The 20919-nt window shown below is 67.9% G+C and carries 20 protein-coding genes; 13 read left to right on the forward strand and 7 right to left on the reverse strand.

What is annotated here, in order from left to right:
* Positions 1-10 precede the first annotated feature (10 nt).
* Entirely contained in the window at positions 11-985 is a 975-nt protein-coding gene (gene pufM, locus K3172_RS14600) for a photosynthetic reaction center subunit M (RefSeq protein ID WP_221591346.1), read from the forward strand.
* Entirely contained in the window at positions 982-2046 is a 1065-nt protein-coding gene (gene pufC / locus K3172_RS14605; protein WP_221591348.1) for a photosynthetic reaction center cytochrome PufC, read from the forward strand. The genes pufM and pufC overlap by 4 nt, the downstream gene beginning before the upstream one ends.
* Before the next feature lie 19 nt (positions 2047-2065).
* On the opposite strand, the gene K3172_RS14610 is transcribed toward pufC, so the two are convergent.
* The 7 genes from K3172_RS14610 to K3172_RS14640 form a co-directional block, all read right to left on the reverse strand.
* Entirely contained in the window at positions 2066-2323 is a 258-nt protein-coding gene (locus tag K3172_RS14610) for a hypothetical protein (RefSeq protein ID WP_221591350.1), read from the reverse strand.
* A gap of 9 nt (positions 2324-2332) precedes the next feature.
* On the reverse strand, positions 2333-2815 hold the full coding sequence (locus K3172_RS14615; RefSeq protein WP_221591352.1) for a TspO/MBR family protein: 483 nt from the start codon (positions 2813-2815) through the stop codon (positions 2333-2335).
* Positions 2812-4008: a geranylgeranyl diphosphate reductase gene (locus K3172_RS14620; protein WP_221591354.1), complete on the reverse strand. Its 1197-nt coding sequence runs from the start codon at positions 4006-4008 to the stop codon at positions 2812-2814. The genes K3172_RS14615 and K3172_RS14620 overlap by 4 nt, the downstream gene beginning before the upstream one ends.
* Positions 4005-5312, reverse strand: coding sequence for a BCD family MFS transporter (locus tag K3172_RS14625; protein ID WP_221591356.1), 1308 nt, complete (start codon positions 5310-5312; stop codon positions 4005-4007). The genes K3172_RS14620 and K3172_RS14625 overlap by 4 nt, the downstream gene beginning before the upstream one ends.
* Positions 5309-6214 (reverse strand): chlorophyll synthase ChlG, encoded by a 906-nt coding sequence (gene chlG, locus K3172_RS14630; RefSeq protein WP_221591358.1) that lies wholly within the window; start codon positions 6212-6214, stop codon positions 5309-5311. Before chlG ends, K3172_RS14625 begins: the two co-directional genes overlap by 4 nt.
* Positions 6215-6281: 67 nt before the next feature.
* Positions 6282-7703 (reverse strand): transcriptional regulator PpsR, encoded by a 1422-nt coding sequence (gene ppsR / locus K3172_RS14635; protein ID WP_221591360.1) that lies wholly within the window; start codon positions 7701-7703, stop codon positions 6282-6284.
* 15 nt (positions 7704-7718) lie between these two features.
* Positions 7719-8600: a cobalamin B12-binding domain-containing protein gene (locus tag K3172_RS14640; protein ID WP_221591362.1), complete on the reverse strand. Its 882-nt coding sequence runs from the start codon at positions 8598-8600 to the stop codon at positions 7719-7721.
* A 210-nt stretch (positions 8601-8810) separates the two neighbouring features.
* On the opposite strand from K3172_RS14640, the gene bchF reads away from it, so the two are divergent.
* Genes bchF through K3172_RS14695 form a run of 11 tightly spaced genes read left to right on the forward strand, consistent with a single transcriptional unit; the run spans position 8811 to position 20882 of the window.
* Complete coding sequence (gene bchF, locus K3172_RS14645; RefSeq protein ID WP_221591364.1) at positions 8811-9338, forward strand: 2-vinyl bacteriochlorophyllide hydratase; 528 nt, start codon at positions 8811-8813, stop codon at positions 9336-9338.
* A complete protein-coding gene (locus K3172_RS14650; protein ID WP_221591366.1) occupies positions 9335-10615 on the forward strand; it encodes a ferredoxin:protochlorophyllide reductase (ATP-dependent) subunit N in 1281 nt (426 codons plus the stop codon). The genes bchF and K3172_RS14650 overlap by 4 nt, the downstream gene beginning before the upstream one ends.
* Before the next feature lie 4 nt (positions 10616-10619).
* Positions 10620-12155: a ferredoxin:protochlorophyllide reductase (ATP-dependent) subunit B gene (gene bchB, locus K3172_RS14655; protein WP_221591368.1), complete on the forward strand. Its 1536-nt coding sequence runs from the start codon at positions 10620-10622 to the stop codon at positions 12153-12155.
* On the forward strand, positions 12145-15690 hold the full coding sequence (locus K3172_RS14660) for a magnesium chelatase subunit H (RefSeq protein ID WP_221591370.1): 3546 nt from the start codon (positions 12145-12147) through the stop codon (positions 15688-15690). Before bchB ends, K3172_RS14660 begins: the two co-directional genes overlap by 11 nt.
* Positions 15691-15700: 10 nt before the next feature.
* Positions 15701-16600, forward strand: a complete 900-nt coding sequence (bchL, locus tag K3172_RS14665; protein ID WP_221591372.1) for a ferredoxin:protochlorophyllide reductase (ATP-dependent) iron-sulfur ATP-binding protein — start codon at positions 15701-15703, stop codon at positions 16598-16600.
* On the forward strand, positions 16600-17304 hold the full coding sequence (bchM, locus tag K3172_RS14670; RefSeq protein ID WP_221591528.1) for a magnesium protoporphyrin IX methyltransferase: 705 nt from the start codon (positions 16600-16602) through the stop codon (positions 17302-17304). Before bchL ends, bchM begins: the two co-directional genes overlap by 1 nt.
* On the forward strand, positions 17304-18731 hold the full coding sequence (locus K3172_RS14675; protein ID WP_221591374.1) for a BCD family MFS transporter: 1428 nt from the start codon (positions 17304-17306) through the stop codon (positions 18729-18731). Before bchM ends, K3172_RS14675 begins: the two co-directional genes overlap by 1 nt.
* A 21-nt stretch (positions 18732-18752) precedes the next feature.
* The gene (gene puhA / locus K3172_RS14680) at positions 18753-19514 is read left to right on the forward strand and encodes a photosynthetic reaction center subunit H (protein WP_221591375.1); all 762 of its coding nucleotides are present in this window, start codon (positions 18753-18755) and stop codon (positions 19512-19514) included.
* The gene (gene puhB / locus K3172_RS14685) at positions 19511-20116 is read left to right on the forward strand and encodes a photosynthetic complex putative assembly protein PuhB (RefSeq protein WP_221591377.1); all 606 of its coding nucleotides are present in this window, start codon (positions 19511-19513) and stop codon (positions 20114-20116) included. The genes puhA and puhB overlap by 4 nt, the downstream gene beginning before the upstream one ends.
* A complete protein-coding gene (gene puhC, locus K3172_RS14690; RefSeq protein ID WP_221591379.1) occupies positions 20113-20598 on the forward strand; it encodes a photosynthetic complex assembly protein PuhC in 486 nt (161 codons plus the stop codon). Before puhB ends, puhC begins: the two co-directional genes overlap by 4 nt.
* Complete coding sequence (locus tag K3172_RS14695; RefSeq protein ID WP_221591381.1) at positions 20595-20882, forward strand: hypothetical protein; 288 nt, start codon at positions 20595-20597, stop codon at positions 20880-20882. Before puhC ends, K3172_RS14695 begins: the two co-directional genes overlap by 4 nt.
* Positions 20883-20919 lie beyond the last annotated feature (37 nt).

Below are 20919 nucleotides of genomic sequence, written 5' to 3' on the forward strand. Positions count from 1 at the left end.
GGATTAGACGATGGCTCGCTATCAAAACATCTTCACCCAGGTGCAGCTCAAGGCCGCTCCCGAGCTGGGCATTCCCCTGCCGGAAAGCGACGAGCGCCGCATCCATGAGACCGGCTGGAATTACTGGGCGGGCAAGATCGGCCAGGCGCAGCTCGGCCCGATCTACCTCGGCTGGACCGGCGTCATCGCGCTGATCTTCGGCTTCTTCGCGATCGAGATCATCGGGCTCAACATGCTCGCCTCGGTCAATTGGGACCCGATCCAGTTCGTCCGCCAGCTCCCGTGGCTCGCGCTCGAGCCGCCGGGGCCGGAATACGGCTTCACACCTTTCGTCCCGCTCGCCGAAGGCGGCTGGTGGATCATGGCCGGCTTCTTCCTCACCACCTCGATCCTGTTGTGGTGGGTGCGCACCTATCGCCGGGCGCGCGCGTTGGGCATGGGCACGCATGTCGCCTGGGCCTTCCTCGCGGCAATCTGGCTCTACCTCGTGCTCGGCTTCATCCGGCCGTTCTTCATGGGCAGCTGGGCGGAGGCGGTTCCCTTCGGCATCTTCCCCCACCTCGACTGGACCGCGGCCTTCTCGATCCGGTACGGGAACCTGTTCTACAACCCGTTCCACGCGCTCTCGATCGCCTTCCTCTACGGCTCGACCCTGCTCTTCGCGATGCACGGGGCGACCATCCTGGCGGTAGGGCGCTACGGCGGCGAGCGCGAAATCGAGCAGATCACCGACCGGGGCACGGCGTCCGAACGCGCCGCGCTGTTCTGGCGCTGGACGATGGGTTTCAACGCCACGATGGAATCGATCCACCGCTGGGCCTGGTGGTTCGCGGTGCTGACCACGCTGACCGGCGGGATCGGCATCCTGCTGACCGGCACGGTGGTCGACAACTGGTACCTGTGGGCGCAGCAGCATTACTACGCCCCGGCCTATCCTGACACAGGGATCGTCGATCCCGCAGGCCTTGGGAGTGTGGGAGAATGAAGCGGATACTCACTGTTTCGCTGGCGGCCTCGCTGCCATTCGTCCTCGCCGCCTGCGAACTGGCGCCCAAGGAAAGCTACCAGAACGGCTATCGCGGCACCGGCATGAACACGGTGATGATCAAGGCATCGGCCGCTGCCGAGGACGTGCCGGCCCCGCCCTACGATCCGCCCGGCACGGACGGACGGCGCGCGGGCGAAGTATACGAGAACCTGCAGGTGCTCGGCGACGTGTCGGAAGAGCAATTCAACTACACCATGGCCGCGATCACCGCCTGGGTCGCGCCGGCCGAAGGGTGCAACTACTGCCACAACCCGGCGAACATGGCTTCGGACGAGATCTACACCAAGGTCGTGGCGCGGCGCATGATCGCGATGAACCGCAACCTCAACCAGAGCTGGACCGACCACGTCGGGCAGACCGGCGTCACCTGCTGGACCTGCCACCGCGGCGAGGCGGTGCCGTCCGAGAACTGGGCGCTGCCCGAAACGGGCGCGAAAAAGACCATCGTCGGCAACACGCACGGCCAGAACGATCCGGTGTCGAATTCGGCCTATTCGTCGCTGCCCAATGCGGCGGTCGCGCGCTACCTGCTCGGCGGCATGGATGCGGAGGCAGCGCGCGTGGTCTCTAAGGGCCGCTTCCCGTCGCCCGAGAACACGACCTCGACGATGGAGGCGGAAGAAACCTATGCCATGATGATGCACATCTCGCAGGCGCTGGGGGTCAACTGCACCTATTGCCACAACGCCAACTCGTTCCAGTCATGGTCGTCCAGCAACCCGCCACGCCGGACGGCCTGGTACGGGCTCGACATGGTGCGTTCGATCAACTTCGAATACATCACCCCGCTGGCGCCGGTGTTCCCCGAACATCGCAAGGGTCCGCTGGGCGATCCGCTGAAAGTCAACTGCACCACCTGTCACCGCGGCCAGAACAAGCCGCTGGGCGGCTATCCCATGGCAAAGGACTATCCGGCGCTGTGGGGCATGGTCGCGGCACCCGCCGTGGCCGAAGAACCGGCCGAGGGCGAAGAGACCACCACGACGGTCGCGCCCTGACCGGTACGGGCGCCGGGGCTCAGCTCCGGCGCCGACTTTCGCGCTTCTTCAGATCGAGCAGGTGAACCGGAAAGCTCGCCGCCAGCGGCAGGGCGATCCATTCCCATGACGCGCCCGTGAGTGCGGCGCGAGTGGCGAGCAGCATGAGCGCGGCAGGCAGGAGCGTCGTCGTGATGTCCCCGCCGCGCCAGCCGCGCCGCCACAGGACCACCGCCTCGAGCGCGAGCACCAGCAGGACGACATCGACCGCGTGCCCGCTCGAGAAGAAGGCGTCCATACGCGCCGCTCAACCGAAAGGCGCGTTGAGCTGCACGACCTGCCAGTTGAGAGCGCCGGCCACCGTCACCCAGGCGAGATAGGGGAGCAGGAGAAATCCCGCGAGCTTCGACAGGCGCCCGCAATAGATCGCCAGCACGAGGATCGATACCCACAGCAGGACCAGCTCGTAAAACGCCCAGTCGGGTCGCTGGAGGCGGAAGAACAGCAGGCTCCAGCCGATATTGAGGAAGCCGTTGAGCGCGAACAGGCCGATGACCGTGTCCGCCTGTTTCGCCTTCGGCGCAGCGCGCCAGGCGGCGACACCGGCCACGGCGCAAAGCGTGAAGATCGTCGTCCAGGCGATCGGGAAGACCGGGCGCGCCGGCGTCCAGTCAGGCTTTGCGAGGCCGTCGTACCACGGGCCGAGATCGGTGATCGTCCCCCCGATCATCGCCGTCACCAGTGCCGCGACCGCTGCGATCGCGACGGGCATCACCCAGCTGCGCGTCATTGGGCGAGCGGCCTCAGGCCCAGCAGGTGCGCGGTGTCCTTGAGGAATATCCGCAGGTGCGCCATCGGCTTCGCGCGCACCAGCCGCTTGTTCATGTAGGCCTGCCAGGTCAGCTGCTGGACATCCGGATCGGCGCACATATCGACGAACCGCTCGCGCCGCTTGTCGCTCGAATACCAGAAATACTGCATCATCCCGAGGATCCAGAACACCTTGCCGTGTTCGCGCATGAAGCGCTTGCGCGCCGTCTTCAGCGCCGCCGGATTGCCGCTGGCGATGAACCCGGCCGCCGCCTGCGCGACGATGCGTCCGCCGGTCATGGCGTAATAAATTCCCTCGCCCGAGGCCGGCGCGACCACGCCCGCCGCGTCGCCCGCCACGATTACGTCGCGGCCGTTGTCCCAGCGCTTGAGCGGCTTCAGCGGGATCGGGGCGCCCTCGCAGCGCACGGTCTCGCATTCCTCCAGCCCGAGATCGCCGCGCATGGTCTTGACCGCGCCGCGCAGCGAAAAGCCCTTGTTCGCGCTGCCCACGCCGACGCTGGCGGTTTCGCCATGCGGGAACACCCAGCCGTAGAAGTCGGGAGAAAGCTTGCCCTGGTAGAAAACATCGCAGCGGTCGCCGTCGAAACCCTGTTCGGTGCTCGCGGGCGAGCGGATGACCTCGTGATAGGCGAAGACGCAGGGGTTCTTCCCGCCGCCCGCGATCTCCTGCCGCGCCACGCCCGAACGCGCGCCGTCGGCGCCGATCACCACGCGGGCACGGACCTTGACGATTTCCCCGCCCCGCTCCTCGCGGTAGCAGACCAGCGGGCCGGTGCCGCCATCGCGCTCGATCGCCTCGAAGGTGCCCTTGCGGCGTTCGGCCCCGGCATGGGCGGCGCGCTCGCGCAGCCATTCGTCGAACTGGTCGCGGTCGACCATGCCGACGAACCCGATCTCGCCCACCGGCATGTCGACCGTGCGATCGGACGGCGCGATCATCCGCGCCGAGCGGGCGCGGGCGACGAGCAGGCTCTCGGGCACATCGAAATCCTCGAGCAGGCGCGGCGGCACAGCCCCGCCGCAGGGCTTGATGCGCCCCGCGCGGTCGAGCAGCAGGACCTTGTGCCCGGCGCCCGCAAGGTCGCAGGCCGCTGTCGCGCCCGAAGGCCCGCCGCCGATCACTATGACGTCGTAGATCGTCTCGCTCATGTTCCCCTCGCTCCCGCCATGCGCGGCGCTGCGCGCGCCGCCACCCTCAATGCCAGCCATGCGGCAACGAGGAACAATGCGCCCTCCACCGCGAAGATCAGCTGGAAGGCACTCGCATCCTGGCCCTGCGCGCGCCGCGCGACATCGACGCCGAGGGCGCCGAGCAGGCCGCCCATGCCGAAGGCAATCGCCTGCGCCGCGCCCCACACACCCATGCGCACGCCCTCACGGGTGCGCTCGCCGGAGCCGGCCAGCCCCATCATCGCGCCGATCGCGGCGACCGCGAATAGGCCGTTGAAGAAGCCCAGCGCAAAGAGATTGGGCACCAGCGGCCAGCCCGGCCCGACCCGCGCGCCGATCGCCAGTGCCGCGAGCGCGAGCGCGGAGCCGAGGCAACCGATGGCGATCCAGCTCCTGAGTTCGCCGGGCAACCGCCCCGCAAAGGCACTGCCGCCGATGCCGGACACGATCATGCCGACAAGCACGCCGCCATGTTGCATGCCGGCCAGCTGGGTCGATTGGCCGGGCGTCATCCCGAAGACCAGCCCGGCAAAGGGCTCGAGGATCAGGTCCTGCATCGAATAGGCCAGCATCGAAACGAAGATGAAGACGGTGAAACGCCGTGCTGCAGGCTCCCCGAGAATTTCTGCCAGGGCTTCGCGGAAATCCGGGACCGGTCCGCCCTTCTCGTCGGACACAACCGGCATCCCCCGCCGCTCGAGCCGGAACAGCGCCAGCGATGTGACGACCAGCGCGGCTGCCACGACACCGCTGGCGACCAGCGCGAGGCGCGTCTCGGAATAGGGCTCGAGCAAGGCTCCCGCGGTTGCAGCCGAGATCACGATTCCTGCCACCATCATTATCCAGGTGGTCGCCGCAGCCGCCGCGCGGCGTGCGGGGGCGACGCCCGAGGCCAGCAAGGCCAGCATCGAAGTGCCCGCCGCGCCGACCCCGGCCCCGATCATCGTGAAGGACACGATCGCAAGCACTAGCCCGCCGATCCGGTGACCGTCGAGCAGGATCGTCGCATTCACCGCGCCGACTGCGCCGAGCCCGAGCAGCGCCATGCCGAAGAGGATCCATGGGCTGCGCTGGCGGCCCTTGTCCGAGCCCTGCCCCCAGATCGGCCGGGTCAGCTGGACCGCATAGTGCCAGGCGACGAGCCCCGCCGGGATCGCGGCGGCGAGGCCGTATTCGACAACCATCAGCCGGTTGAGCAGCGAGGTCGCCAGCATGACGATCGCCCCGATCGAAGCCTGCACCAGCCCGAGGCGCACGATTGCGGTCCAGCCGAAGCCCGTCATCCGATGTATCCCCCCAGGCCGAACGCCGCTGCCAGCATGCCGAGCACATAGAGCGTCACCCCGCGCGCCGCATACCACGGCGCATTGCGTGCCGGGTCGAGCAGCAGCGTGCGCATCAGTGCGAGCTGCGCCACGAGTGAAATCGTCACTGCGATCGCCGAGGTGCCCAGCCCGAGCACGAGGAGGAGCGCGATCACGCCGACCTGCGCGAGCGCCATCACCGCGCAGGCCAGTCGGGCCGCGCGGGCGACGCCCAGCGTGACCGGCAGCGAGCGCAGGCCCGTCGCGGTGTCGCCCTCGACCGCCTTGAAGTCGTTCAGTGTCATGATGCCGTGGGCGCCGATACTGTAGAGCAGCAGGGTGAGCAGGATCTCGCTGCGCGGCAGGGCTCCGGCCATCACCGCGGCGCCGGTGAACCAAGTCAGTCCTTCATAGGTAAGTGCGACCACCGCGGGTCCGATCCAGCCGCTCGCCTTGAAGCGGAAGGGGGGCGCACTGTAGGCCCAGGCACAGGCCAGCCCCAGCGCGGTCGCCGCCAGCACCCAGAAACCCACGAAGGCCGCCACGAGGATCGAGAGCAGGGTTCCGGCAATCGCGATCCGCAGGCCCCAGGTCCCGCCGATCCGCTCCGAGGGAATCGGTCGTTCGGGCTGGTTGATCGCGTCGACATGACGGTCGAACCAGTCGTTGACCGCCTGGCTGGTGCCGCAGACCAAGGGGCCGGTCAGCGCGATCCCCGCGATCAGGAACGGCCAGCGACCGCCGAACGCCGCGCCCGAAGAAACCACGCCGCACATGAAGGCCCACATCGGGGGAAACCAGGTGATCGGCTTCAGAAGTTCGACGATGTCGCGCGCTGCGGGAAATGCCGCGCGGGAGGTCGAGACAGCCGATTGACCCATGGCGCGAGGCTATGCCTGACACCGGGGTGCGTCAAATCATTTTGACACCCATTTTCGGGGTAAGCGGCTACTCCGCCTCGCTCTCGAGATTGCCGAGCCCGTAGCGGTGCAATTTCGAATAGAGGCTCTGCCGGCTCAGGCCGAGGATTTCCGCCGCCGAGGCGCGGTTGTCCGAGGTATAGGTGAGCGCCGCTTCGATGCAGAGCCGCTCGATCAGATCGGTACTTTCGCGCACGATCTCCTTCAATGACATGCGCCCGACCAGTTCAGTCAATTGTTCCACCGATCTGGGCTCGTCCTGCACCACCGGGGCGAGGTTGCGCAGGCGGCGACCGATCTGACGGATCACGAAACCGGTGTGGGCAGCCGGGCCGTCGGTTTGCACCGCGGACAGCTCTACCGGTTCGCCCGGCATGGACTGGTTGGCGCCGACGACGGTGGTCACGTTGCGCGCGAAGCCGTGCTTGGCGAGCTGGCCGTCGATCAGGTCGAGGTCGATGCCCGGCCGGCCGACGAACTCGCCCAGCGAGCGCCCGCGGATCTGGTCGATGCTCGCCGCCCCGATCAGTTCGACGAAAGCGAGATTGGCAGCGAGGATCGCGCGCGAGTCGTCGGTCAGCACGAAGGCGTCGGGCATGGCCTCAAGGACGTCCAGCGCGGCGCGGTGTTCGGGCCGCGTCGGATCGCCGTCCCGCGCGAGGCGAAGCATGAGGAACTGGCCGCCCTGCTGCCGGAACCCGGTGGCGCTCACCGACACCGTCTCCCCGCCCTCCTGCAGAACCGCGGAGAACGGCGAAACCGAGCCGGACGTGAGTGCCGCACCGAGATAGGCGATCAAGGGCTCGCGCGAGGAGCGGCCGAACAGCGACAGCAGCTTGCCGCCTTCGACCTTGCCTTCCCTTGTCCCCAGCACGCGATGGGCGGCGGGATTGGCTTCCTTGATCCGGAAGCCGTCGGCCGCGACGATCAGAACCGCTTCCGACGACAGATCGAACAGCATGCGGTAGCGTGCTTCGAGCCGGCGCATGCGCAGGTAGTCGCGCTCGAGCGATTGCTGCGCCTGCAAGAGCCGCTGCTGGACCGCTGCCGTCTCGCGCAAATCGCGGCCGAAAGCGATGTGGTTGCCGCTCTCGCCCGCCGGGACGACGACATATTTGACCGGCACGTCGCCATCGGGCCCGACGTGGTTGACCTGCCGCCAGTGCTGCGTCTGGTGCTTGCGCGCGCCCGCCAGCATTTCCATGATCTTCGGCTTGCTCTCGACCGTCACCGTGTCGAGCCAGTCGCGCCCGACCCAGTCGCCGAAACCGGGAAATTCGTCGGGGTTGGCCGAGGCATCGAGGATGCGGCCGGTATCGTCGACGATAAGGGTGATATCGCCCGCCACCATGGCGAGCCGCGTCGCCGCTTCGAGGTCGAGCGCACCCAGCACATCGGCGGAATCGCCGAAGGGGGCCCTCCCCTCGATACTGTGTTTGCGCGTGAGCAAACGCTCCTCCGGCTCTTAGACTTGTCCGACGAGCGGCCTCGTATCCGCCATCATCCGCTCCGCCAGCGCCAGTGCCGAACAGGCATCGGATGCAGTTCCGTCAGCCCCCACCTGCGAGGCGAGACCGGGGTTGGCGTTGATCGCCCTGCCGCCGATAATGATCCTGATCGCAGGATTGCGCGAAACGGAACGGATTGCCGACACGAGATCGGCGATGAGGCCGCTAGGACAATCGTTCGTGACGGTCAATCCTGCGAGGTCGAAAGCTCTTTCGCCCAGAATCGCGAGGAGCTCCTGCCGCTTCGGTTCGAACAGGACCTCACTCTGCCAGCCGGCGCGGGCGAAGATTTCCTCGACCATCAGCGCCCCGAAACTATGCTGATCCCCTGGCATGGGGGCGAACAGGGCGGTCGGCACCGTCTCGACCGCACGGGTCACCGGCGGGGAGCGCAGAGCGACCACGCGCATTACTTCCTGCAGGCGCCACAGGCCCATGGTGACTTCGACGAAATCGCAGGCGTCGTCCTCCCACAATTCGCCGAGGCGACGGGCCGAAGGGGCCAGCAGGTCAACAAGGATCGTCTGAACCGGAACGCCGCGCTCGAGGAATGTCTCGACCTCGGCAAGCAATTCGTCTGCCTCTAGCCGAAGCGGGAGGACGGCGAAGCGCGCCGCCTCTTGGCAATCGATCGCACAGCCGGGTGCTCCACCGTTCGGCGCGCACATGGCCGCCCGCGGGCAATCGTCGCGATGCGCCATCAGCAGCCGGGGGATGATCTCACCCTCCACCAATCCTCCGAGCGAGACATGTGTCGAACTGTGGCGAGTTGCGTGGGCGGCGTTGAACGCCGTGTCGGTGCGGAGCGCCGATACTCCGTCAGTATAGTCCTTGGCCATCCAGCACTCCCCGTCTGGAACCGGCGCGGATCGCGTCAACCTGAGTGGACATGTTTTCGAGTCGTTTCACGCAGGTCAGGAGACCCTAGGCCTTTCAATGACCTGTGGCAAACCCCGGGCTGTCAATTTTATTGAACGTCAAGATTGATTGACACTTGCTCAAAAGCGGGCGTAGTCTGCCTTCAGTCCAGCGGAGGTAAAACGCTAGCGATGGCAGGGGATGGACAGCATCCCTCGTCCGGAGAGGAAAACCCCGGTCGTGGGACACAGGCACAGGCGCTCTACACACCGGAGGAGCGCCGACGTCGTGACGAGTCGCGCTGGACCATCGTTCAGGGCGTGCTCGCCCCGCTACAGTTCCTCGTCTTCCTGATCAGCCTGGCGCTCGTCCTGCGCTACCTTTCGACCGGCGATGGCCAAGTGGCTGCCGACCTGTCGGTAATCGTGAAGACTCTGGTCCTCTACACGATCATGGTCACCGGCTCGATCTGGGAGAAGGAGGTCTTCGGCCGCTGGCTGTTCGCCCGGCCGTTTTTCTGGGAAGACGTCTTCTCCATGCTCGTGCTGGGTCTGCACACGCTCTACCTCGTGATGCTGTTCGGCGGCTACGGCTCGGTCGAGCAACGCATGTTCGTCGCGCTGGCCGCCTATGCCTCCTATGTCGTCAACGCCGGGCAATTCCTGCTGAAGCTGCGCGCCGCACGCCTGCAGGCGGCCCAGCCGCTGGTGGCGGCATGACCCCCCTCGCCCCTGTCCCCGCCAGCGGCGCCGATCGCGCGCCGGTCCTGCGCGAGCGCGGCCAGCGCGAGGTTTTCTGCGGGCTCACCGGAATCGTCTGGCTGCATCGCAAGATGCAGGACGCCTTCTTCCTCGTCGTCGGATCGCGCACCTGCGCCCACCTGCTGCAGAGCGCCGCCGGCGTGATGATCTTCGCCGAGCCGCGCTTCGCCACGGCGATCATCGAGGAGCGCGACCTTGCCGGCATGGCCGATTGCCAGGAGGAGCTGGACCGCGTCGTCACCCGCCTGCTCGACCGCCGACCGGAGATTCGCACGCTGTTCCTCGTCGGATCCTGTCCGTCGGAAGTGATCAAGCTCGACCTCGCCAAGGCGGCGCAGCGACTCGGCGCGAAACATGCCCACCGGGTCCGCATACTCAACTATTCGGGCAGCGGCATCGAGACGACCTTCACCGAAGGCGAAGATGCGTGCCTCGCTGCACTGGTGCCCGAGATGCCGACCCTGGCTCGTGGCTCGGCCGGCGAACTCCTGATCGTCGGCACGCTCCCCGACATCGTCGAGGACCAGTTCCTGCGCCTGTTCGCCGAACTCGGTATCGCGCGGGTCGGCGTGCTTCCGGCGCGCAAAGCCGCCGATTTGCCCGCCGTCGGCCCGGACACGCGCTACCTCCTCGCCCAGCCGTTCCTGACCGAGACTGCGCGCGCGCTCGAAGATCGCGGGGCGCAGCGGCTCGAAGCACTCTTCCCCTTCGGTGCGGAAGGCACGACCGACTGGCTCCACGCCGCCGCGCTCGCCTTCGGCATTGACGAAATGCACTTCAACCGCGTCATCGCGCCCGGCCGCGAACGCGCCAAGCGGGCGATCGAACACAGCCGCGAGCGGCTCGCAGGCAAGCGGATCACCTTCCTGCCCGATTCGCAGCTCGAAGTGCCGCTCGCCCGCTTCCTCGCCACGGAGCTCGGCATGGAGCCGGTAGAGGTGGGCACGCCCTATCTCAACCGCCGCATCAACGCGCGCGAGCTGGCTATGCTGCCTGAGGGCACGCGCCTCAGCGAAGGCCAGCATGTCGACAAGCAGCTCGACCGCGTACGCGCCGACAGGCCGGACCTCACCGTCTGCGGCCTCGGGCTCGCCAATCCGCTGGAGGCAGAAGGGTTCTCGACCAAATGGGCGATCGAGCTCGTTTTCTCCCCCATCCACGGCTTCGAGCAGGCGGGCGACCTCGCCGAGCTCTTCGCCCGGCCGCTGCGGCGGCGCGACGTGCTGAGGGTATAGGGCGATGCAGCTGGCCGTCTGGACATATGAAGGCCCGCCCCACGTCGGCGCGATGCGGGTGGCGACCGCGATGGAGGGGCTGCATTACGTGCTCCATGCACCGCAGGGCGATACCTATGCCGACCTGCTGTTCACGATGATCGAACGCCGCGGCAAACGCCCGCCGGTCACCTACACCACCTTCCAGGCGCGCGATCTTGGCAAGGACACAGCGCAGCTGTTCCAGGACGCGGCGCGCGACGCGATCGAGCGGTTCCAACCGCAGGCGCTGATGGTGGGTGCCAGCTGCACCGCCGAGCTGATCCAGGACGATCCCGCAGGTCTTGCCGAAGCGATGGACCTGCCCTGCCCGGTGATCCCGCTCGAACTGCCGAGCTACCAGCGCAAGGAGAACTGGGGGGCGGCGGAAAGCTTCTACCAGCTCGTCCGCACGCTCGCCGACCAGTCGATCCGACCGCGCGGGAGTGAGCGCAAGCTCGCCAATATCCTCGGCCCCACGGCGCTCGGCTTCCGCCACCGCGACGACGTGATCGAGGTGCGCAAGATGCTCGATGCGCTGGGTGTCGAGGTCAATCTCGTCGCCCCGCTCGGCGCCACACCGGCCGACCTAACGCGGATCGGTGCGGCGGATTTCAACATCGTCCTCTACCCCGAAATCGGCGATGAGGCTGCGCGGTGGCTGGAGCGGACGTTCCGGCAACCGGCCGTCCGCACCGTGCCGATCGGCGTCGGCGCGACGCGCGACTTCATCCGCGAAACCGCCGCGCTGGCTGGGGTCGATCCTGCGCCCGCGCTGGATGACGACGGATCGCGCATGCCGTGGTGGAGCCGCTCGGTCGATTCGACCTATCTCACCGGCAAGCGCGTCTTCATCTTCGGCGATGCCACCCATGCCGTCGCCGCCGCGCGCATCGCTGCGGAAGAACTCGGCTTCGAGGTCTGCGGCCTCGGCTGCTACAACCGCGAATTCGCCCGCGACGTGCGCGATGCCGCGAAGCTTTACGGCGTCGAGCCGCTCATTACCGACGATCATCTCGCGGTCGAGGAAGCCATCGCCGCCGCCTCGCCCGAACTCGTGTTGGGCACGCAGATGGAGCGGCATATCGCCAAGCGGTTGGGCCTGCCCTGCGCGGTCATTTCTTCGCCCGTCCATGTGCAGGACTTCCCCGCCCGCCATAGCCCGCAGATGGGTTTCGAAGGCGCGAACGTCATTTTCGACAGCTGGGTGCATCCGCTCGTGATGGGGCTGGAAGAACACCTGCTGACCATGTTCCGCGAAGATTTCGAGTTCTCGGACACCGCCGGTGCCTCGCACCTCCACGCGCATGCGCCGAAACCCGTGACGCCGGTTGCCGAACCGGCCAACGAACCGGCGCCGGGCTCGCTGTGGACCGCCGAGGCGGAGAGGGAATTGAAGAAGATCCCCTTCTTCGTGCGGGGCAAGGCGCGCCGCAACACCGAGCTCTTCGCCGCCGAACAGGGCCGCGACGCGATCGACCTCGCCACTCTCTACGACGCGAAGGCGCATTATGCCCGGTAGCTTCACCCCGCCCGTGCGCGTCACCATCGTGACGCTGGATCACCACCTCAAGGGCGCGGTCGAGCGCGCGGATGCGGAGCTGGGGCCGGACAACATCCATCTCACGCTCCACGCGGCGGCGGACTGGGACCGCGATCCCGCCGCGCTCGAACGGGCGAAGGAGGACGTCGCCAAGGCGGACATCGTGCTGGCGACGATGCTGTTCCTCGACGATCATGTGCGCGCGATCCTGCCTGCGCTGGAGGAACGGCGCGAGCAGTGCGACGCGATGCTCGGCCTCATGTCGGCGGGCGAAATCGTCAAGCTGACGCGGCTGGGTAATTACCGCATGGATGCGCCAGCCAAAGGGCCGCTGGCGCTGCTCAAGCGGCTGCGCGGGTCGAAGAAGCCGGGCGCGAGTTCGGGTGCGGGGCAGATGAAGATGCTGCGCCGCCTGCCCAAGATCCTCAAGTTCATTCCCGGCACCGCGCAGGATGTGCGCGCCTATTTCCTTACGCTGCAATACTGGCTGGCCGGGTCGGACGCGAACGTCGTCGCCATGACGCGCGCGCTAGTGGACCGCTATGCCGCGGGCGAACGCCTGACGCGGCGCGGGATCACGCCTGCGGCCCCGCCGATCGAATATCCCGACGTCGGGGTCTACCACCCGCGCTCGGACCAGAAGATCTCGGAGAGCCTGCGTCTGCTGCAGCGCAAACCGGGACCCAGCGGCACGGTAGGTCTGCTGCTTCTGCGCTCCTACCTCCTGGGCAATGATGCCGGGCACTACGACGGCGTCATTGCCGCGATGGAGAAGGCGGGCCTGAAGGTTGTTCCCGCCTTCGCCAGCGGGCTCGATGCGCGGCCTGCGGTCGAGAAATTCTTCATGGAGCGCGGCAGGCCGACGGTCGATGCCATGGTCAACCTCACCGGTTTCTCGCTGGTCGGCGGGCCCGCCTATTCGGATACGGAGGCCGCGATCGAGACGCTCGCCGGGCTCGATGTGCCCTACATTGCCGCCCACGCGATCGAGTTCCAGACGCTGGAGGACTGGCGCGAGCGGCGGCAGGGGCTGCTCCCGCTCGAGACGACGATGATGGTCGCCCTGCCCGAGCTCGACGGCGCGATCTGCCCGAGCGTCTTCGGCGGCCGCAGCGACAGCGGCGAAGGCCGCGTCCGCGCGATGCATTGCGATGTGGAGCGCAGTACCTCCTTGGCCACCAAGGTTGTGAAGCTGATCGCGCTGCGCCGTTCCGAGCGTGCCGAGCGCAAGCTCGCGGTTGCAGTGTTCAACTTCCCGCCCAATTCCGGCGCGACCGGCACCGCGGCGCACCTCGCGGTCTGGGAATCGCTGCACGCCACGCTCACCCGGCTGGCGACAGAAGGCTACACGGTCACCGTCCCCGAAACCGTCGAGGCGCTGCGCAGCGCGGTGCTCGAAGGCAATGCCGATCGCTTCGGGGCCGACGCCAATGTCCATGTGCGCATAGCGGCCGACGACCATGTGCGCCGCGAGCCGCATCTCGCCGCGATCGAGGCGCAATGGGGCCCGGCGCCGGGCAAGGTGCAGAGCGACGGCGCGACCATCCATGTCTATGGCGCGCAGTTCGGCAATGTCTTCGTCGGCGTGCAGCCCGCCTTCGGTTACGAGGGCGACCCGATGCGGCTGCTGTTCGAGGGCGACTTCGCCCCGACCCATGCCTTCGTCGCCTTCTACCGCTGGATCCGCGAGGATTTCGGCGCGCAGGCGGTGTTGCATTTCGGTACGCATGGCGCGCTCGAATTCATGCCCGGCAAGCAGGCCGGCCTGACCGGCGACTGCTGGCCCGAGCGCCTGCTCGGCGACCTGCCAAACTACTATCTTTACGCCTCGAACAACCCGTCCGAAGGCATCCTCGCCAAGCGCCGCTCGGGTGCGACGCTGGTGAGCTATCTCACGCCGCCGCTGGCGCAGGCCGGGCTCTACAAGGGATTTGCCGACCTCAAGGCCAATGTCGAACGCTGGCGCGCCGCTGCCGACGCCGCCGAGCAGGCGACGCTCGCGGCGATCATCACCGAGGAATGCGAAGTTCTCGACATCGAGCGCGGCGATATCTCTGACCTCGCCGCGCGGCTCTACGAGCTCGAACGCACGCTGATCCCGCACGGGCTGCACGTCCTCGGCCAGCCGCCGGTGGGCGAGGAGCGCGCGGACCTGCTCGACGCCATGCTCGAAGTCGATCCCGAGGCCGACCGCGAGGCGCTCGATGCGGCGCTCGACGCCTGCGACGAGGTGGGCGCGCTGATCCGCGCACTCGACGGCGGCTATGTGAAGCCCGCGCCGGGCGGCGATCTTCTCGCCAATCCCGCAGTGCTGCCCACCGGGCGCAACATCCACGGCTTCGATCCCTTCCGCATCCCCAGCCGCTATGCCTGCGAGCAGGGCCGCGCGCAGGCCGAGGGGCTGATCGCCCGCCATGTCGCGGGCGGATCGCCCTTCCCCGAAAGCCTCGCGATGGTGCTGTGGGGCACGGACAACATGAAGAGCGAAGGGGTCCAGATCGCGCAGGCGATGACGCTGATCGGCGCCCGCCCGCGAGTCGACGGCTACGGCCGCCTTGCCGGGGCGGAGCTGATCCCGCTGGCGGAACTCGGCCGTCCGCGGATCGACGTCGTGATGACGCTCTCGGGCATCTTCCGCGACCTGCTCCCGCTGCAGAGCCGGATGCTGGCGGAAGCCGCGCTGCTCGCTTCGCAGGCCGACGAACCGCTGAACATGAACTTCGTCCGCAAGCACAGCCTCGCCCACCAGGCGGCGCATGGCTGCGACCTCGAAACCGCCGCGCTGCGGGTCTTCTCCAATGCGGAAGGGGCCTATGGCGCGAACGTGAACCTGCTGATCGAAGGCGGCGTCTGGGCCGATCCGGACGAACTCGCCAACGCTTTCGAAACCCACAAGGGCTTCGCCTATGGCGTCAAGGGCGAGCCGGTGCAGCAGCGCGATCTCCTGCGCAGCGCGCTCGCCGAGGTCGAGTTTACCTACCAGAACCTCGAGAGCGTCGAGGTCGGGATCACCGATCTCGACCAGTATGTCGACGGCCTCGGCGGGGTGAGCCGATCGGTCGCGCGGGCACGCGGCGGCAGGGATGCGCCGGTCTATATCCTCGATGCGACGCAGGGCGGCGCGGCCAAGGTCCGCACGCTGGCAGAGCAGATCGACCTCGAGACCCGCACCCGCACGCTCAACCCCAAGTGGTTCGAAGGCATGCTCAAGCACGGCTACGAAGGCGTGCGGCATATCGAGGGCCATGTGACGAACACGATGGGCTGGTCGGCGACGACCGGGCAGGTCGCGCCATGGGTCTACCAGCGCATCAGCGAGACCTTCGTGCTCGACGAGGACATGCGCAAGCGCCTCTCGCAGCTCAATCCGAAAAGCTCGGCGCGCGTCGCCAATCGCCTGCTCGAAGCCTGCGAACGGCGCCTGTGGGAGCCCGATGACGCAACGCTCGAAGCGTTGCGCATCGCCAATGACGAACTCGAAGACCGTCTCGAGGGCGTGATCCCGGCGGAATGAAGGAAGCCTGATGAACCTGATCGATCCCAAAGCGACATTCTCACCGCCCGACGGGGAAGGATCGGTGCAGGTCCAGCTCGACCCGCAGGACCGGATCAAGGGGGCGAAGGTCTTCGCCGTCTACGGCAAGGGCGGAATCGGGAAGTCGACCACCTCGTCGAACCTCTCGGCCGCCTTCAGCAAGCTCGGCCACCGTGTGCTCCAGATCGGCTGCGATCCGAAGCACGACAGCACTTTCACGCTCACCAAAAAGCTGATGCCGACGGTGATCGACGTGCTCGAAACGGTCGAATTCCACAGCGAGGAGCTGCGGCCCGAAGACTATATGTTCGAAGGCTATAACGGCGTGATGTGCGTCGAGGCGGGCGGCCCGCCGGCGGGCACCGGCTGCGGCGGCTATGTCGTCGGGCAGACGGTCAAGCTGCTCAAGCAGCACCATCTGCTCGAGGATACCGACGTCGTGATCTTCGACGTACTGGGCGACGTCGTGTGCGGCGGGTTTGCCGCGCCGCTCCAGCATGCCGAGCGCGCGCTGGTGGTCGCCGCCAATGATTTCGACAGCATCTTCGCGATGAACCGCATCGCCGCGGCCATCAACGCCAAGGCCAAGAATTACGACGTGCGCCTTGCCGGCGTGATCGCCAATCGCAGCCGCGAGACCGACGAGATCGACCGCTTCGCCGCGGCGACCGGGCTCAAGCGCCTCGCCCATTTCCGCGATGTCGACGCGATCCGCCGCAGCCGCCTCAAGAAATGCACACTGTTCGAAATGGACCAGAACGAGGAGGGCGTGATGGAGGCGCAGGCGGAATATCTGCGGCTGGCCAAGACCATGTGGGACGGGATCGACCCGCTCGAAGCACATCCGATGAAGGACCGCGAGATCTTCGATTTCCTGGGGTTCGAATGATGGCCACGCAGCTTGCCCCCACCCGCTACGACGCCCAGCGCGAAAAGCTCGCCGCCTATTTCGACGGGACCGCGCAGAAGGCGTGGATCGACCTGACCTCGGACGCCAAGGTCAGCGGCATCCGCGCGACCGTACGCGCGGGCCGCGAGCAGATGCGCGCGACCCTGCTCGGCTGGCTGCCCGATGACTTGCGCCGCAATCGCGTGCTCGACGCCGGGTGCGGCACGGGCGCGCTGAGTGTCGAGGCGGCGTGCCGCGGTGCACATGTGGTGGCGGTCGATGTGGCTGCGGGCCTCGTCGAGATCGCCCGCGAGCGCGCACCGGGTTTCCTCGGCCACGGGGTGATCGACTGGCACGTGGGCGACATGCTCGACGCGTCGCTGGGCGAGTTCGACCATGTGGTCGCGATGGATTCGCTGATCCATTACCGCGCGGAAGACATCGTCGGCACGCTCGAGACGCTCGGGCAGCGGTGCCACAGATCGATGGTCGTCACCTTCGCCCCGCACACGCCGCTGCTCGGCGCGATGCACAGCGTCGGCAAGCTGTTCCCGCGCGGCAATCGCTCGCCCGCCATCGTGCCGGTCAGCGAAGCCCGCCTGCGGCAGGAGCTGGCGCGCCTGCGCGGCTGGCGCATCGGCCGCACCGCCCGCATCGCGAGCGGCTTCTACACCTCGCAGGCACTGGAGCTGGTGCGCCGCTGATGAAACACGATGCTCGCCTTTCGCCGAACTGGAGCCGGGTCGCCATGACCTGGCTGCCCTTCGCCGATGCGGCGAGTGCCGATCTGCCGATCGGCCGCCTGCTGCGCCTGTCGCTGTTCCAGGTCAGCGTCGGCATGACGATGGTGCTGCTCAACGGCACGCTCAACCGGGTGATGATCGTCGAGCTGGGAACGCCCGCCTGGCTGGTGGCGCTGCTGATCGCCATCCCCCTGCTCGTCGCGCCGTTCCGCGCGGTCATCGGGCACCGGTCGGACACGCATCGGTCGGTGCTGGGCTGGCGGCGCGTGCCCTACATCTGGTTCGGCACGCTGATGCAATTCGGCGGGCTGGCGATCATGCCCTTCGCGCTGCTGCTGCTCGGGCGGGAGGGGGATTTCACCATCGGCCTGCTGGCGAGCGCGCTGGCGTTCCTGCTGGCCGGTGCCGGGCTCCATACCACGCAGACCGCCGGCCTCGCCCTCGCGACCGATCTTGCGCCCGAAGACAAGCGTCCGCGCGCGGTCGCGCTGCTCTATGTGATGCTGCTGGCGGGCATGATGCTCTCGGCGCTGGTGATCGGGACGCTGCTGATCGATTTCTCGCCCACCCTGCTGGTTCAGGTGATCCAGGGTGCGGCGGTGCTGGCGCTGGTGCTCAATGTGACCGCCCTGTGGAAGCAGGAAGCGCGCAACCAGTCGGTCATCGCCGCCGACACCCCGCGCCCGCCCTTCGCCGAAGTCTGGGACGAATTCACCGCCAACGACCGCGTGCGCCGCCTGCTCGCCGCGATCGGCTGCGGCGCGGCAGCCTTCGCCATGCAGGACGCCCTGCTCGAACCCTATGGCGGCGAAGTGCTCGGCCTCTCGGTCGGCGCGACGACCGGCCTCACCGGCGCCTGGGCCTTCGGCACGCTGCTCGGGTTCGCGCTCACCGCACGCAAGCTCGACCGCGGGGGCGATCCGCTGCGCCTGGCGGGCTACGGCGCAGTCGCCGGGATTACGGCCTTCCTGCTCGTGATCTTTGCCGCGCCGTTCGGCCTCCCCGGCCTGCTCGCGCTCGGCGCCATCGGCATCGGCTTCGGCGCCGGGCTCTTCTCGGTCGGCACGCTGGTTGCCGCCATGGCGCTCGCCAAGGACGGGACGAGCGGCATCGCGCTGGGCGCATGGGGCGCGGTGCAGGCGAGCGCGGCGGGTCTCGCAATCGCGCTCGGCGGCCTGCTGCGCGATCTCGTTTCGCGCTTCGCCCTGGCCGACGGCCTCGGCGCAAGCCTGGCGGACCGGGCCATCGGCTATGCGACCGTCTACACGATCGAAATCATCCTCTTGCTGGTCACCCTCGCGGTGATCGGCCCGCTGGTCGGACGCGATTCCCGCGCCGCGCCCGGCACAGCCCAGCCCGCGTTCGGGCTGACCGAGTTTCCCACCTGATCCGAAGGGAAGGATAGTGCCATGAACGGAAATATCGTCGGAACCATCGATGGCGCGGAGCTGGCGCTCTATGCCTTCACCCTGTTCTTCCTGATCCTGCTGTTCTACCTGCGGCGCGAGGACCGGCGCGAAGGCTATCCGCTCGAGGACGAGCTGACCGGCATGGTCGAGACCCCCGGCGGCCCGATGCACACCGCCAGCACCAAGACCTTCCGCCTGCCGCACGGCCGCGGCACGGTAACCGCGCCGACCAAGGGCCGCGAGCCGGCCGACATCGCGGCGAAGAAGTTCGACCCGGCCGGCGGTTCGCCCTACGTGCCGACCGGCAACCCGCTGGCCGACGGGATCGGCCCGGCAGCCTATGCCGAGCGCGACCGGTTGCCCGACATCGATGCGCATGGCCGTCCACGTATCGTGCCGATGTCCTCCGACGGGCACATGGCGGTAGCCGCCCGGGACACCGATCCGCGCGGCCTGCCGGTCTATGGCGCCGACGGGAAGAAGGCGGGCACGGTCAGCGACCTGTGGGTCGACCGGGCCGAGCATGTCATCCGCTACCTGGCGGTCGACACCGGGACGGGCACGGTGCTCGCGCCGATGGCGATGGCGCTGGTGCGCCGGGACCACGTGTCGATCGACGCGATCAATGCGAGCGATTTTGCCGGCGTGCCCAAGCTGGCCGCTGCGGCGGAAATCACCCGCTACGAGGAAGAGCGGGTCGTCGCCTATTTCGGCGGCGGCTATCTCTACGCCAATAGCGGGCGGCAGGAGCCGCTGCTGTGATCGAGTACGAACACGAGCCGATCCGCGGACTGCCGGGCGATCTGCCCCACGGCGAGCGGATCCTGTGGCAGGGCGCACCCGATTGGCGGGTCTTCGCCCGCAGCGCGCTGCACAGCCGCTGGATCGGCGTCTATTTCATGCTCATCGCCGCGATCGCGCTGGTCAGCGGGAGCGTCGCCGGGATGGCGGCGGCGCTGATCTCCGCCGCGCTGGTCGGCGGCCTGCTGGCGCTGTTCGCCTGGATGGTGGCGAAGACCACGGTCTACACGTTGACCAACCGCCGCGTCGTCCTGCGGATCGGCGTCGCGCTGACCAAATGCATCAATCTCCCGCTTTCGGTCATCGGATCGGCCGAATTGCGCGAGCTTGCAGGCGGCTATGGCGACATCGCGCTGGTCCCCACTGCTCACCACCGGCTCGGCTATGCCATGCTCTGGCCCCACGCGCGCCCGCTGCGCTTTTCGCGCCCGCAGCCGATGCTGCGCGCCCTGCCCGATGCGGCCAGGGTCGCCGCCCTCCTCGCCGAGGCCTGCGCGGGCGTCACCCCGGTGCTGCGCCCTGCCGAACAGCGTAGCGCCCCGGTCCGGGAGGCCGCCGCATGAGCCACGCGCACAGCCACGAGAACACCGTCCCGACCCCGGCGCTGATCGCGGCCGGGCTGCTGGTGCTGTTCGCCCTGCTGATGACCGCGACGGTGCGCATGGGCTGGCTCGAACGCGAGGCCGTCCCTTCGGTGGAGCGCACCATGGCGCAGGTCGCACCGGCGGCGCAGCGCACCCTCGCCTTCGCCGATGCGGCCGACGGCTCGGTCATCGTCACCGACGGCGCGAGCGGTCGGCAGGTCGCGGTGATCGAGGCGGGGAGCGAACAGGGCGGCTTCGTGCGCGGCGTGCTGCGCGGCATGGCCCGCGAACGCCGCATGCACGGCATCGGCGCCGAGGCACCCTTCACGCTGACGCTGTGGGACGACGGCTCGCTCTCGCTGCTCGACGAGACCACTGGCCGATCCGTCGAACTCGGCGCATTCGGGCCCGACAACCGCGTCGATTTCGAAAAACTGCTGGTCGTGGGAGTTTCGCTGTGAGCGCCCGGACCTTCGACACGCCCTGCCGGATCGCCATCGAGCAGAGCGACGAACACTTTCACGCCCATGTCGAGCTCGACGGCGACATCGCCATCTTCCCCGGAGACCGGGTCCGCGTCCACGGCGCGCCGATCCGGATCGCTTTCGGCCAGACCGCAAATTACGAGCGCATGGCGACGGTCACCCGCGCCGGGCCGCTGTTGCGGGGCTGGACCAGGCTCGCCGCCTATTTCGACCTCAAGGAGCTTTACGAGGTCAGTTTCAACCCCGGGAGGATCAAATGAACGCGCCGGCCACAATCGAGCGGGACAAGTCCACGCC

The sequence above is a fragment of the Qipengyuania proteolytica genome (assembly GCF_019711565.1).
Lineage (GTDB): Bacteria > Pseudomonadota > Alphaproteobacteria > Sphingomonadales > Sphingomonadaceae > Qipengyuania > Qipengyuania proteolytica.

Coding starts and splice junctions, on each gene's coding strand:
- bchL (WP_221591372.1), top strand. CDS start 15,701: ATGAACCTGATCGATCCCAAAGCGACATTCTCACCGCCCGACGGGGAA.
- K3172_RS14625 (WP_221591356.1), bottom strand. CDS start 5,312: ATGACGGGCTTCGGCTGGACCGCAATCGTGCGCCTCGGGCTGGTGCAG.
- K3172_RS14640 (WP_221591362.1), bottom strand. CDS start 8,600: ATGGCCAAGGACTATACTGACGGAGTATCGGCGCTCCGCACCGACACG.
- pufC (WP_221591348.1), top strand. CDS start 982: ATGAAGCGGATACTCACTGTTTCGCTGGCGGCCTCGCTGCCATTCGTC.
- bchM (WP_221591528.1), top strand. CDS start 16,600: ATGGCCACGCAGCTTGCCCCCACCCGCTACGACGCCCAGCGCGAAAAG.
- puhC (WP_221591379.1), top strand. CDS start 20,113: ATGAGCCACGCGCACAGCCACGAGAACACCGTCCCGACCCCGGCGCTG.
- K3172_RS14650 (WP_221591366.1), top strand. CDS start 9,335: ATGACCCCCCTCGCCCCTGTCCCCGCCAGCGGCGCCGATCGCGCGCCG.
- chlG (WP_221591358.1), bottom strand. CDS start 6,214: ATGGGTCAATCGGCTGTCTCGACCTCCCGCGCGGCATTTCCCGCAGCG.
- K3172_RS14675 (WP_221591374.1), top strand. CDS start 17,304: ATGAAACACGATGCTCGCCTTTCGCCGAACTGGAGCCGGGTCGCCATG.
- bchF (WP_221591364.1), top strand. CDS start 8,811: ATGGCAGGGGATGGACAGCATCCCTCGTCCGGAGAGGAAAACCCCGGT.
- puhA (WP_221591375.1), top strand. CDS start 18,753: ATGAACGGAAATATCGTCGGAACCATCGATGGCGCGGAGCTGGCGCTC.
- K3172_RS14615 (WP_221591352.1), bottom strand. CDS start 2,815: ATGACGCGCAGCTGGGTGATGCCCGTCGCGATCGCAGCGGTCGCGGCA.
- bchB (WP_221591368.1), top strand. CDS start 10,620: ATGCAGCTGGCCGTCTGGACATATGAAGGCCCGCCCCACGTCGGCGCG.
- K3172_RS14610 (WP_221591350.1), bottom strand. CDS start 2,323: ATGGACGCCTTCTTCTCGAGCGGGCACGCGGTCGATGTCGTCCTGCTG.
- K3172_RS14660 (WP_221591370.1), top strand. CDS start 12,145: ATGCCCGGTAGCTTCACCCCGCCCGTGCGCGTCACCATCGTGACGCTG.
- pufM (WP_221591346.1), top strand. CDS start 11: ATGGCTCGCTATCAAAACATCTTCACCCAGGTGCAGCTCAAGGCCGCT.
- K3172_RS14620 (WP_221591354.1), bottom strand. CDS start 4,008: ATGAGCGAGACGATCTACGACGTCATAGTGATCGGCGGCGGGCCTTCG.